Source organism: Pseudomonas stagnisoli (assembly GCF_048595745.1).
GTDB classification, from domain to species: domain Bacteria; phylum Pseudomonadota; class Gammaproteobacteria; order Pseudomonadales; family Pseudomonadaceae; genus Aquipseudomonas; species Aquipseudomonas alcaligenes_A.
The window spans coordinates 2,092,104-2,105,136 of record NZ_CP184361.1 but is presented as its reverse complement, the minus strand read 5'-3'; the positions used below and the strand labels follow the sequence as shown (position 1 = coordinate 2,105,136).

The following is a 13,033-nucleotide window of genomic DNA, read 5'->3' as shown; positions in this document are numbered from 1 at the left end:
AGCACAGGGACATACCGGCAATATGCCAGTATGCTAGTGCGGTAGTACCCTGGAGTTATGCACTGTGTCCAACCCGTTCCAAGAGGATGATGGCCCCCAGCCGCCGAAGGTGCTCACCGCGCCCCTGGAGGTTTTTGCCAATCTGCGCACCCTGCAGCAGGGCAATGATCCACTGGTCATCACATTCAAGGACCGCAGTCAGCGGTTCCAGAGCTACCTGATCGAAGTCAACCGCGAGCGCGGTCTGATTGCTCTGGACGAACTCATTCCCAACGACGGCGAACGTTTCATTCAGAGCGGCGAGGCATTCCACGTGGAAGCATTCCACGAGGGCGTACGCATTGCCTGGAGCTGCGAGGACCCAGTACGCATCGGCGAACTCGAGAATGCGCGTTGCTACTGGTGCTACATGCCGGAGCGCATCACCTACCATCAGCGTCGCAATGCCTACCGCGCCGCCCTGGGCCAGGGTCAACTGGTCAATATCGAGCTATCGGGCAGCCGCCTGACTCCTGGCCTGAGAGGCCAGATGCTGGACATCTCGGCTACCGGCTGCCGTCTGCGCTTTCCCGGTGACGTGACCGCGCGCCTGCAACCTGGCGAAGTTTATGAACGTTTCAGCGCGCAACTGCCGATCGGCGGCATGACGACTAGCGCCGAGTTGCGTCATGCCTACTTTGACCAGAAGAACGGCATGACCTTTGTCGGCCTGCGCTTCCATCGCATGAGCGGCCTCGAGCAACGTCAGGTAGAGCGCTTCGTCTACCAACTGCAACGCGAATCTCGCCGCGTCGAGCAGGAATAAGGGAGGCCGCCGCGAGGCGGCCTCTTGGTTTCAGACCTGATTTGCCAGCACACGCCGCTCCCAGGGCGTGATCTCATCAAGAAAACTCATCAGCTCCATGCTCTTGGTCGCGCAGTATCCGCCGACAAACTCATCACCGAACCACTGTCGAGCCAGCTTACTGCCCTGCAAGCGCTGCAGTGCGGCATGCAGCGTACAAGGCAAGCTGAGTGCCGGCGGCACCTCGAATTCCCCCTGGATCGGCTCGGTAGGCGCCAGCTGGCTCTGCAAGCCATGCAGCCCAGCCGCGAGACTGGCAGCAATGGCCAGGTAAGGATTGGCATCGGCGCCGGGCAAGCGGTTCTCTACTCGCCGAGCCGCTGGAGCGCTGGCGGGTATACGCAGACCGGCTGCGCGGTTGTCGTGGGACCAGCAGGCGTTGTTCGGCGAGGCATAGGGATGACACAGGCGCTGATAGGAATTCACATGCGGCGCGAACAGCAGCGTGAAGTCTGCCAGCGCCGCCTGCTGCCCACCGATGAAGTGATAGAAGGCGGGCGTCGCCTCGCCATTGTCGGCGCTGAAGATATTGCGGCCGCTCCCCTGCTCCACCACGCTCTGGTGGATGTGCATGGAGCTGCCCGGCGTATGCGGCAGCGGCTTGGCCATACACACCACGGCCAGGCCATGCTTGAGTCCGACCTCACGCAACAGATGCTTGAACAGAAAGGTCTGGTCCGCGATCCGAAGAGGGTCACCGTGCAGCAGATTGATCTCGAACTGGCTGACACCCATCTCGTGCATGAACGTATCACGCGGCAGCCCGAGCGCCGCCATGCAGCGATAGACCTCCTCGAAGAAGGGGCGCAGGCCATTGCCGGACGACACACTGAAGGCCGAGCAACCGCTCTCACGACTGCCATCCAGCCCCAGCGGCGGCAGGAAGGGACGCTGCGGGTCGAGATGCCGCTCGAACACGAAGAATTCCAGCTCGGTGGCCACCACCGGCTGCCAGCCATGCTCGGCATAGGCGGCCACAACCCGTTTGAGCAACCCCCGGGTCGACAACCCGGAGCTGCGACCATCCAGCTCGTCCGCATCACAGATGGCCATGGCACGGGGAGACTCGCTCCAGGGCAGGCGGAAGACGTTCTCTGGCGCGCTGCTCAGCACCAGATCGCCGTCGTCACTGCCGTAAAAACGCGCAGGCGGGTACCCGCCCATGATGCACTGCAACAGCACGCCTCGTGCGAGCTGCAGACGCCGCCCCTCAAGGAAACCCTCCGCCGTCATCACCTTGCCCCGGGGCACCCCGTTGAGGTCCGGGGTCACGCACTCGATTTCGGCCACACCGGTCAAACGCTCCGTGAGCGCACTGCTGCCGTGGGTATTCATGATGGCTTTTCCTTGTTGTTGATCCGTACAAAATACGCATCACCCGTTCAGGATTTCAAGCACGCAACCCAACAGTTTCAGCTCAGGAACGTTACCAGCTGCTCGGCATCGAAAGGCCAGTTGAGCTCAGCCCCCGTGTCGCAGCGGCGCAGAACCGGTATGCGCAAGCCATAGGCCTCGACCCAGTCCTCGCGCTCGGCGATATCCACGAGTTCGACCAGCAGCCCGTGTTCGACAAAAGGCATTAGCAAGGCTTCTGCCACCTCACAGAGGTGGCAGCCAAGGGTGCCGAAAAGTTGGCATTCAGGTGGCATCGGGGCATCTCCGAACTCGGTCAGGGCCGAATTCTACCACCCACCCGCACCCCGTTTCAGACCTGCGGACAGCGCAAAGGGGCAATCCAGAAGCGCGGACTTAGCGGCTCACGCGCTGGCAATCCGGGCTGTCCTCGGCACCGCGCACTCATTGCGCGGCAAATCGTGATTAGACCGCAGCCGGCAACTGGCCGAGTACGCCCTGCAGACCGTCGAGCAGGCGATTATTGAATTCCCCTGCCTTGGCCAGCAGCCCTTCGTCGAAGCGCTCATCGAGGCTGAAACCGCCCTCCAGCAACTCCTGCAACGTGCCCTTGGCATCTTCGGTAACCCTATCGGCAGTGCGCAGAGCCTCAAGCAGGCCACGGGCATACTCGACCAGGCTATCGTTCACCGCACTGGCAGCCCGACCACCCTGCTGGGCAACGGCCCCGTAGGCATCAGTGGCCTGGCGTACGCTGGTCTGGGTCAGCTGCAGCGACATGGAAGCCAGCTGCGAACCGTCCATGTTGAGCTGCATGGCGCGATCGAACGCGCCACTCAGGTTTCCGGAATAGAAATCGCTGGATATGTCCTGAACCTGCTTGAACAGATCCTCCAGGGCGGCACGCTCCTCGTCGTCCAGCTCGCCCTCCACCTGTACCTGCCAGGCGCCGATCTGAATGCTGCCCGAGCTGCTGCTGGCGGCCACCACTGCAGAGCCACCATTGCCGGCAGCCGCCACGCGGCTCTGCGCCCAGCTGGCGGATGCGCTGGCGATGGATATCTGCAGCCGGTCACCGTCGCGGGTCGTGATCTGCATGTCAAAGGTCTCGGCCTGCGCGGCAAAACGCTCGCTGCGGGCAGCCACGGCCACCAGATTGTCCGTACTGGCGGGCAGCTGGCGGCCATAGTCGGACTGCAGCCCCTGCAGTCCGTCCTGAATCTTGTCGTAGGTGGCATCGATGTCGTCGGCCACCTTGCCCTTGAGCACCCCCATGCCATCGAGAATCTTGCGCGCTTCGGCAAAGCCTTTCTCCACCCCCTCACGGGCCTGCGCCAGCAGCCCCTCCAGCTTGGCGGAATCGGCACCTGCGGCGGCTTCACTCTTCAAGCGTTGCTCGATGAAGCCGATAACACGCTCGGCGACTTTGTCCGGTGTGAAATCTCCTCGCTCGCCATTCAGCGCACCGGAATCCAACCCCAGGCGATCGGCCAGGCGATTGGCCAAGGTGTTCTGCCCCTCGGCTTGAGCACGCGAGGCGGGCAGGCCATTGAGCAGCGGCGGACGGGACAGCGACGGGGAAAGCGAAGCCAGAGCATTCATGGCGGCGTACCTGAACAGGACATCTGAATGGTTGGCGGCGTGCACCTGGGAAACTTGAGAAGGAGCCGACCAGCGGCCAGGTATTGCCACGGATCATGGACGGCCCCGTCAGGCTTCGGCATGCTCGGCACCTGTCGATAGGGAGACCCTGCGTGTTTACTGACCTGCTGATCATTCTGGCCTGCTCGCTGCTGGTCATCGCGCTGTTCCGCCGCCTGCGACTGCCGCCGGTCCTCGGCTACCTCTGCGTTGGCCTGCTGGTCGGCCCTGCCGCCCTGGACTGGATAACCTCGGCCCGCGATCTGCCCAGGCTGGCCGAGCTCGGCGTGGTATTTCTGCTATTCAGCCTGGGGCTCGAGTTCTCCCTGCCGCGCATGCTGGCCATGCGTAGCACGGTATTCGGCCTGGGTAGCGCCCAGGTCACCCTATGCGGCGCAGTACTGGCCGTCAGCCTGTGGCTCGCCGGGGTTTCGCCCGCCAGTGCCATTCTGCTGGGCCTGGGGTTGGCACTTTCCTCCACCGCAATCGTCGGCAAGGAACTGGTTAGCCTCGGCGAGGTATTCAGCGGTCATGGACAGAACGCCATGGGCGTGCTGCTTTTCCAGGACCTGGTCGCCGTACTGCTGCTGACCCTGGTACCCGTGGTCGCCGGCCAGGGTGGAGCACCGTGGTACCTGGAGCTGCCGCTGACCCTCGGGAAAACCCTGTTGCTGTTCTTCGGACTTCTGCTGGCAAGCCGCTGGCTCCTGCCCAGGCTGTTTCACGAAGTGGCCCAGTCGCACTCCGCCGAGCTGTTCGTCATGCTCGCACTGGTCATCGTCCTGCTCACTGCCTGGCTGACCCATCTGCTCGGCCTGTCCATGGCACTGGGAGCCTTCCTGGCCGGCATGCTGCTTGGCGAAAGCCACTATCGCCACCAGATCGAAGCGGATATCCGGCCATTCCGCGACATTCTCCTGGGCCTGTTCTTCGTCAGCGTCGGCATGCTGATAGACCTACGGCTTTTCGCCGACCAGGGCTTGGCCATTCTGGCAGCTACCTTGCTGCTGATGTCGCTCAAACTTGGCCTGGTATGGCTGCTGGTCAGGTTGCGCGGCGAGAGCAACGAGACCGCCTGGCGCAGCGGTGTTGCACTGGCGCAGGCTGGCGAGTTCTTCTTCGCGCTGGTTGCCCTGATGAGCCAGCAACACCTTGTTGCGGCACCCCTGGCCGGCATCCTGCTGGCAGCCGCCTTCTGCTCAATGGCCCTCACACCACTGTTGCTGAGAGGGGCGCCGCTATTGGCGGCAGCCCTGCGACGCCAGAGCGGACAGGAAAGTCCGCTGGAGGAGATCACCAGCCGCAGTGCCGAACTCTCCCAGCATGTCGTGATCTGCGGCTACGGTAGGGTCGGTCAATCCATTGGTCGTTTTCTGCAGCGCGAGAATCAGGAGTTCGTCGCCCTGGACGACGACCCCGTGCGCGTTGAAGAAGCCAGCGCCGGCGAGAGCAACGTGCACTATGGGGACTCGCGCCGCCGAGACCTGCTGGAGGCCGTCGGTATCGAGCGTGCACGCCTGCTGGTGGTGGCAGTGGACAAGACCGACGTGGCCCTGCACATCGTCGAGCAGGCGCGCCAGCACTGCCCGGAACTGCAGATTCTGGTGCGTACCCGCGACGACAGCCGTCTCAGCGAACTGCAGGCCGCCGGCGCCAGCGAAGTAGTACCGGAGGTCCTTGAATCAAGCCTCATGCTGGCCTCTCACGCCCTGGTGATGCTGGGCATTCCGGAGCAGCGGGTACAGCAGCACCTGGACGAGGTAAGGCGCAACCGCTACCGCATGCTGCATGGCTTTTACCATGGCGCCCAGGCCAACCTGCTGGATGCCCAGGGGCAACCTCGACTGCTGCTGCATGCAGTCAACCTGCCAGAGAGTGCGTTTGCCTGCGGACGCTGCGCGGATGACCTGAACCTGGAGGAACTGGGTCTGGAGGTACAAGCGGTGCGCCGCGACGGCATCGATCTGCCCATCGGGCAGCGCCCGCAGCTTCGCGAAGGCGACACCGTGCTGCTGTCCGGCCCCTTGCAGGCGATCGAGGCCGGCGAGGCTCGGCTGCTCGGAGGCGCCTAAGTCAGCGAGCGCCCAGCAAGGCTTCGGCAGCAGCCCGCGCATGCAACGCCTGGTCGGCCGGCCCCTGCACGTGAGCGATGCTGAGCGCCCCCTCCAGGAGAAACATCAGCTGCCATGCCAGTTGCTCGGCCCGGGCGGGCTCCACCACCTGCAATAGCATGTGGAAGTGCCCGAACACAGCGGCTTTGAACGTTGCCGCCCGTTGATGAATCGGGTGCTCGCGGTCATGAAACTCGGCGGCGGCATGGATGAAGCTGCAGCCACAGAAATCCGCCTGATGAATCCAGAGCTGCAGGGCATCGAAGGTACGCAACAACGCCTCTCGGGGCTCGCAGCTGGCGCGCAACAACGCCAGCCCTTCCAGAGTTTCACGCTCGCGGCGCTCCAACACAGCCAGGATCAGCTCTTCCTTGGAGCGAAAGTGCTTGTACAGCGTCATCTTGGCCACACCCGACTCGGCCAGGATGCGGTCAATACCCGTAGCGTGATAGCCCTCCCGAGCGAACAGGACCTGAGCAGTACTGAGTAATTGTTCACGTTTGCTGGATGCCATCGACTCCTCCGGCAGTCGCAACTGGACGGCTAGCCCGCCCCAGTCAAAAATACGCGCTTGAATATACAGACCTGTCTGTATAATATCCAGCCAAATCCGGCAGTGCTTCTGAACATTCCCCGATAACGCGCCAGCGCATCGGTTCGGACACCGATCCATGCGACAGCCACTGTAACGACGAATGCCCTGAGTCACGCCGTGCTCAACGCATGGCTCAGTTTCGCCAACAACGCGGAGAGGCGCGCACCTGTGCATGCGGCTCATCCGCCCGCACAAGGGAAACCGCCATGCGCCTACTGCTGTTCGTCCTGCTACTGGCTATCAGCACCGCGCCACAGGCCGCCGGGCTGCGCTTTACCCTGGTTAAGACGGCAGAGACCGAAACCCGTGATGCCTTTACCGTGGAGGGCGGCGCATGGACCGAGAAAGCCATCGCCAATCATGTTGCAGTGCTGATCGAGCACCATGCGGCCACCCTGTTGCTGGATACCTCTCTGGGGCGCCAGGTGGACCAGCAGTTCGAAACGGAAATGCCCTGGTACGACAAGCCGCTGCTGCGCTACGGGAAGGTCACGCCGGTACGCGACCAACTGGACCGCGACGGCATCAGTATCGACCGCATCCTGCTCACTCACAGCCACTGGGACCATGCCTCGGGCCTGGTCGACTATCCGGAAGTGCCGGTGTGGGCGCCCTATGACGAGATCGAGTTCAGCCGAATCGCCACCCCGCCCGCTGTGCTGCCCAGTCAGTTCAGCCATGCCATCCGCTGGGTCCCCTTCCAGTTCGATGCACAGCCATTCATGGGCTTCGAGTCCAGCCACGATCTGTTTGGTGATGGCAGCCTGGTGCTGGTCCCGATGGCGGGGCACACCCCCGGTTCAATCGGCCTGTTCCTGACCCTCGACGACGGCCGACGCTTTTTCCTCACCGGCGATACCAGCTGGCGTCTGCAAGGTTTCACCGGCCCCAAAGAGAAGTTCTGGCTCAGCAAACGCATGGTCGACAACGATCCAGACGGCACCCGCCTGCAACTGGAAAGAGTCCACCGGCTGCTGCAGGTGTATCCGCAACTCACCGTTATCCCCGCCCACGACGAGTCAGCACAGCGCGCGCTCGGCTATTACCCGCAATGGATTGAGTGAGACGCGACTCGACCAATGTCTAGAGGCCGCCACTGCGGCAAAGTGGTTTATTCCCCCTCGCTGCAACCGGACCGGAACACCGGTCGCCATCACCAGCCGAGGACAATAACAATGAGCAAGTCCCCCCTCGCCCTTAGCGTGGCCCTGGCCGCGCTGGGCACCAGCCTTACTCTGCCAACCATCAGCCAGGCCGCCTTCATCGAAGACAGCAAAGCCAGCGTGGAACTGCGCAACTTCTACATGAACCGCGACTTCCGCCAGGAGGGTGGCAGCAAGGGCCAGTCCAAGGCCGAGGAATGGGCGCAGGGTTTTCTGCTGCGCTACGAGTCCGGTTACACCGAGGGCACCGTCGGTTTCGGCGTCGATGCGATCGGCACCCTGGGACTGAAGCTCGACTCCAGCCCGGATCGCGCCGGCACGGGACTGCTGCAACGCGACAAGGAGACCGGGCGCGCTCAGGATGATTACGGCGATCTGGGCGTCACCGCCAAGGTCAAGGTGTCCAATAGCGTACTCAAGGCCGGCACCCTGATGCCCAAGCTGCCGGTGGTCCAGGCCAACGATTCGCGCCTGCTCCCGCAAAGCTTCCAGGGCGGCTGGGTGAACTCCCAGGAAATCGCCGGGCTGACACTTGATGCCGGCCAACTGAGCCGGGTCAACCAGCGTGACTCTTCCGACCATGAGACCATGGTCATGACGACCGGAACTGGCCGTGGCTTCACTGGTACAACTGCGGTGGACAGCGACGAATTCAACTTCGCCGGCGCCACCTACAAGTGGAATGACCAGCTCAGCACCGCCTACCACTACGGCGCGCTGGACAACTTCTACCAGCAGCACATCCTCAGTGCGGTGCACGTGCTGCCGCTGGGCGACAAGCAAAGCCTCAAGAGCGACCTGCGCTTCGCCCGCTCCACCGACGACGGCAACACCAACGTCGACAACAAAGCTTTCGGCGCGATGTTCACCTATGCCCTCGGCGGCCATGCCTTCGGCCTGGGCTACCAGAAGATGAGCGGCGACACAGGCTACGCCTATATCGGCGGTACCGACCCCTTCCTGGTCAACTACGTGCAGATCGGCGACTTCGCCTTCAAGGACGAGCAATCCTGGCAGGCACGCTACGACTACAACTTTGCCGCCGTCGGCATCCCAGGCTTGACGTTCATGACGCGCTATCTCTCCGGCGACAATGTCGACCTTGGCGCCGGACCAGTCCGAAGGCAAGGAGTGGGAGCGCAACACCGACATCGCCTACGTGTTCCAGGACGGCCCGCTGAAGAACGTCGGTATCAGGTGGCGTAATGCGACCACCCGCTCCAACTTCGGCAACGACCTCGACGAGAACCGCCTGATCCTCAGCTACACCATGGCGCTCTGGTAAATTTCCTCGCCACGAAAAAGCCCGCCGATTGGCGGGCCTTTTTATCTGCCAGCCACTCAGTCCTGGCTGTTGGCACCGATCTTGTGAATCGACAGGTCGGCACCGTAGTACTCCTGCTCCTGATTCAGACGGATGCCGGTTACCGACTTGAGCAGACCGTAGACCAGGAAACCACCGACCAGCGCCACCAGAACACCGAGCGCCGTCCCGATCAGCTGGCTGACCAGGCTGACACCGCCGAGGCCACCGAGCCAGGTCTGCCCAAAGATGCCGCAGGCAATGCCACCCCACACACCGCACAGGCCGTGCAGCGGCCACACGCCGAGTACGTCGTCGATCTTCCACTTCACCTGGGTGGCAGTGAAGGCCCAGACAAACAGCGCGCCAGCGATGGCACCGGTGGCCAGTGCCCCTACTGGATGCATCAGGTCGGAGCCGGCGCACACCGCGACCAGGCCAGCCAGCGGGCCGTTGTGCAGGAAGCCGGGGTCGTTACGCCCCACCAGCAGTGCGGCCACAGTGCCGCCGACCATCGCCATCAGCGAGTTGACCGCGACCAGGCCGCTGATGCTGCCGAGGGTCTGGGCGCTCATGACGTTGAAGCCGAACCAGCCGATGATCAGGATCCACGAGCCGAGCGCAAGGAACGGGATGTTCGAGGGTGCGAACGCTACCAGACGGCCGTCACGATAGCGGCCATTGCGCTGGCCAAGCAGCACCACTGCTCCGAAGGCCAGCCACCCGCCAACCGCATGCACGACCACCGAACCGGCAAAATCGTGGAAGGCGGCGCCGAATCTTTCCGTCAGCCAGGCCTGCAGGCCGTAGTTGCCGTTCCAGATCAGTCCCTCGAAAAAGGGGTAGACAAAGGCGACGATGAGCAAGGTAGCGCACAGCTGCGGACCGAACTTGGCGCGCTCGGCAATACCACCAGAGATGATCGCCGGGATGGCAGCAGCAAAGGTCATCAGAAAGAAGAACTTCACCAGGGCATAGCCATTACCGGCCGTGAGCGTGCTCGCAGGCTCAAGGAAGGTTACGCCGTAGGCCACCCAATAGCCGATAAAGAAGTAGGCCAGGGCCGAGATGGCGAAATCCGAAAGGATTTTCGACAGTGCGTTGACCTGATTCTTGTGGCGCACCGTGCCCACCTCGAGGAAGGCGAAACCGGCGTGCATGGCCAGAACCATGATGGCGCCCAGCAGGATAAAGAGTGTGTTGGAGCCGTGAATCAGGGTTTCCACGGCGCTATTCAGGTTTTCCATCGGCAGAGAGACTCCGGCGGATTCGGCACCAAATACGGGCACTCACAAGAAGCCATGCACCATCCCGATGCCATTGCGCGCCATATTGGTTCTTATCAGAAACCTCATTTGGCGCACCCCTCTCTTGCAAGCAATCCCCGTTTTTGACCAATCCCTTTAATTATCAATAGGTTAAGAATTCATATCGGAGCCCATCCAGGCTCGCAAAACGCCCCATAACAAGGCGTTACGCCAGCTACGCGCACCACACCATTGCAACCACCGTACCAGCCCGCGCGCCTCCCCCCTCATCGTCTGTTTGCCGGCCGAGCGCAGACCGCTGGCAACGCACCAAGGCCGGGCAGCCTTGATTACGAGGATGACTGCAAGCCCTGCACTCAACTGGCCGCATTCTTGCTTAATGCTGCGCTCGGCTGCGGCCGTCCGCCAGGCATGCCTTAACGGCTGCAGTTCTCCAGACTGGACAAGGAAACGATTGTGATCGAAGGGCAACCAGTAGCCTGCTTCCAGCCCTTTATCGATACGGCCACGGGTTGTATCGCCGGCGTCGAGGCCCTTGGCCGCGTACGTCAGGCCGACGGCAGCCTCTGCTCGGTAGGCCCGCTGTTCACCGATCCGCGCGTTTCGCTATCTGCCCTGCGCCGTCTGGACAGGCAGATTCGCGACAACGCCCTGCTCCGCCTGCATGAGGCACCGGCAGACTGGTTTCTCAGCATCAACATCTCCCCCAGATGGATTGGTCGGTTGCGCCCCAACCAGGCATTGCCGAGCCTCAAGCAACTGGACAAGCATGGTGTGCCAGCACAGCGGGTGGTGTTCGAAATCACCGAACTGGGCGGCGGCAGCCAGAAACTCACGGAAGTGGTAGCCCGCTACCGCGAGGCCGGGGCGCGCATCGCCATCGACGATTTCGGTGCCGGTTACTCGCAACTGGACCGTGTACTCGCCCTGCAGCCGGATATCCTCAAGCTCGATATGCGACTTTTCCAGGAAGCCGCTCGCGGCGGCCCCAGTGGTGAAGTGGTCAAAGCCCTGGCGCAGATGGCCGAGAAAACCGGCTGTTGGATCATCGCAGAGGGTGTGGAAACCGAGGCCGAGCTGGATTTTGCACTCGAGTGTGGTGCCCGCTACGTACAAGGCTACCTGTTCGCCCATCCCGCACTGGAGTTCGCCAGAACCGATGCCTTTGTCGAGCGCTTCGCCCGCCTGCGCGATCAGTATGTGCAGCGCAAGCTGGCCGAACGCGCCCATCTGATGAGCCTGCGACAGCAACTGAGCGAGCTGATGACCCGCGTACGTGAGTGGGCTGAATGCGGCGGTGCACTCGACACACTGCTGCACCCGGTCGACTACCCCTGGCTGTTGCGCATCTACCAGTGCGATCGTCACGGCACGCAACTCGGTCCCAACCTGCATTGGAACGGTGAACGCTGGCAGGAGGATGCACGCTACAGGGGCCATAACTGGTCCTGGCGGCCCTACTTCTACCAGTTGCTGGCCGAGGGCTGGGAGGAGCGCAGGCTCACCCTGTCCACCACCTACCGGGACGCCACCACCAACCAGTACTGCCTGACCGCCGGCCAGTTCATCGATAACGGTCGCCGCCTGTTGCTGCTCGACGTTGACGCCGCAGGGCTGTCCTGAGCTCCAATCAGATCAGAATCGGCCGATGAAACGGCGCCAGCTCCATGCGGTTGCGACCATTCTGCTTGGCGCGGTAGAGGGCTTTGTCGGCCCGTTCGATCAGCCCACCCACCGTCTCTTGCAGGTAATACTGCGCCACGCCGATGGAGGCCGTAATTCTGGCTTCTTCCGGCAGCCCGACCAGGCACACCTCGGCCAGGGCATCCTGAATCCGCTTGACGCAATGCTGGGCCATCTCTAACGAGGTCTGTGGCAAGAAAAGGAGAAACTCCTCACCACCATAACGCGCCAAGAAATCGGTGCTGCGCAACAGTGGCTGCACGGTCTGGGCAAAGGTCTTGAGCACCTCGTCGCCGACTGTGTGACCGTAGGTATCGTTGATCCGTTTGAAGTAATCGAGGTCCAGGATGCACACGCAGAAGCTGGCGCCACCGCGGTCGGTGCGGTTCTTTTCGTGCGTCAGCATCTCCAGCAGGTAGCGTCGGTTGTAGACCCCCGTCAGTTCATCATGGGTTGCCAACTCGGTGACCTGCTGCAGCACTGCCTGGAGCTGGGCGTTGCTGGACACGAGCTTCTTGCGCAGGTCGCTGATATTGCCGCCGAGAACCGAGATGAATGGCAGGAAAGCCGAGAAGCTGCACCAGAGCACCATCTCCACAGCCAGGTTGAAACGTTCGCCATCGATGCGCTGGATCAGCGGCAGGGTCAGGCCGTAGGCAACTATGGTCAGCAGGCTCAGGGCGAGCAACTGGCGGGTATGCAGGCGGAAGCAGCCGAACACCATGATGATCAGCAGCACCACCAGGTGGGCGCCGCGGGCCTCGCCGGCGTAGGTCTGGGTGAACAGCACCATGGCGATGGCCGCCACCATCTGCGCCATGGTCATGCTCGGATCGCGCAGACGCAGGTTAAGACCTGTGTGGAACAGCAGAAAGAAGCCCAGGTTGGTCAGCACCGCGATCACCAGCCAGGTGCCCATGACCCAGGCGGGCGAGATGCCGTTGTACAGCGATACGCCCTGCGGCACGCAGGCCAGCACATACATGGCCACGCTCATCAAGAAACGGCGAAGACGGAGCTGTTGCTGCGGGTCTCTGGGTAGGCCAGCTTCGGACATCACGTTCGGCTTCTC

At 62.5% G+C, this 13,033-nt stretch carries 10 protein-coding genes and 1 pseudogene; 5 read left to right on the top strand and 6 right to left on the bottom strand.

Annotated features, from left to right (window positions below):
- Nucleotides 1-64: 64 nt before the first annotated feature.
- Entirely contained in the window at nucleotides 65-805 is a 741-nt protein-coding gene (locus tag ACOAPY_RS10125; RefSeq protein ID WP_076578325.1) for a flagellar brake protein, read from the top strand.
- 30 nt (nucleotides 806-835) lie between these two features.
- Here ACOAPY_RS10125 and ACOAPY_RS10120 read toward each other — a convergent pair whose 3' ends face one another.
- The 3 genes from ACOAPY_RS10120 to ACOAPY_RS10110 form a co-directional block, all read right to left on the bottom strand.
- The gene (locus ACOAPY_RS10120; RefSeq protein ID WP_465156766.1) at nucleotides 836-2,077 is read right to left on the bottom strand and encodes a glutamine synthetase family protein; all 1,242 of its coding nucleotides are present in this window, start codon (nucleotides 2,075-2,077) and stop codon (nucleotides 836-838) included.
- 179 nt (nucleotides 2,078-2,256) lie between these two features.
- Entirely contained in the window at nucleotides 2,257-2,493 is a 237-nt protein-coding gene (locus tag ACOAPY_RS10115) for a glutaredoxin family protein (RefSeq protein WP_076578321.1), read from the bottom strand.
- 169 nt (nucleotides 2,494-2,662) lie between these two features.
- On the bottom strand, nucleotides 2,663-3,799 hold the full coding sequence (locus tag ACOAPY_RS10110; protein WP_465156593.1) for a DUF5610 domain-containing protein: 1,137 nt from the start codon (nucleotides 3,797-3,799) through the stop codon (nucleotides 2,663-2,665).
- Nucleotides 3,800-3,951: 152 nt separating this feature from the next.
- Between ACOAPY_RS10110 and ACOAPY_RS10105 the strand changes: the two genes are divergently transcribed.
- The gene (locus tag ACOAPY_RS10105; RefSeq protein WP_465156591.1) at nucleotides 3,952-5,910 is read left to right on the top strand and encodes a monovalent cation:proton antiporter-2 (CPA2) family protein; all 1,959 of its coding nucleotides are present in this window, start codon (nucleotides 3,952-3,954) and stop codon (nucleotides 5,908-5,910) included.
- Between the two features lies 1 nt (nucleotide 5,911).
- On the opposite strand, the gene ACOAPY_RS10100 is transcribed toward ACOAPY_RS10105, so the two are convergent.
- A complete protein-coding gene (locus ACOAPY_RS10100) occupies nucleotides 5,912-6,463 on the bottom strand; it encodes a TetR/AcrR family transcriptional regulator (RefSeq protein WP_465156589.1) in 552 nt (183 codons plus the stop codon).
- 287 nt (nucleotides 6,464-6,750) lie between these two features.
- Here ACOAPY_RS10100 and ACOAPY_RS10095 point away from each other — a divergent pair, with 287 nt between their 5' ends.
- The gene (locus tag ACOAPY_RS10095) at nucleotides 6,751-7,608 is read left to right on the top strand and encodes an MBL fold metallo-hydrolase (RefSeq protein WP_465156587.1); all 858 of its coding nucleotides are present in this window, start codon (nucleotides 6,751-6,753) and stop codon (nucleotides 7,606-7,608) included.
- A 111-nt stretch (nucleotides 7,609-7,719) separates the two neighbouring features.
- Nucleotides 7,720-8,992, top strand: a pseudogene (locus ACOAPY_RS10090) (OprD family porin).
- Nucleotides 8,993-9,048: 56 nt separating this feature from the next.
- On the opposite strand, the gene ACOAPY_RS10085 reads toward ACOAPY_RS10090, so the two are convergent.
- Complete coding sequence (locus tag ACOAPY_RS10085) at nucleotides 9,049-10,257, bottom strand: ammonium transporter (protein ID WP_465156585.1); 1,209 nt, start codon at nucleotides 10,255-10,257, stop codon at nucleotides 9,049-9,051.
- Nucleotides 10,258-10,734: 477 nt separating this feature from the next.
- On the opposite strand from ACOAPY_RS10085, the gene ACOAPY_RS10080 reads away from it, so the two are divergent.
- Nucleotides 10,735-11,901 (top strand): EAL domain-containing protein, encoded by a 1,167-nt coding sequence (locus ACOAPY_RS10080; protein ID WP_465156583.1) that lies wholly within the window; start codon nucleotides 10,735-10,737, stop codon nucleotides 11,899-11,901.
- A 7-nt stretch (nucleotides 11,902-11,908) separates the two neighbouring features.
- Here the strand turns inward: ACOAPY_RS10080 and ACOAPY_RS10075 are convergent, their stop codons facing one another.
- Nucleotides 11,909-13,018, bottom strand: a complete 1,110-nt coding sequence (locus ACOAPY_RS10075; RefSeq protein ID WP_465156581.1) for a GGDEF domain-containing protein — start codon at nucleotides 13,016-13,018, stop codon at nucleotides 11,909-11,911.
- Nucleotides 13,019-13,033 lie beyond the last annotated feature (15 nt).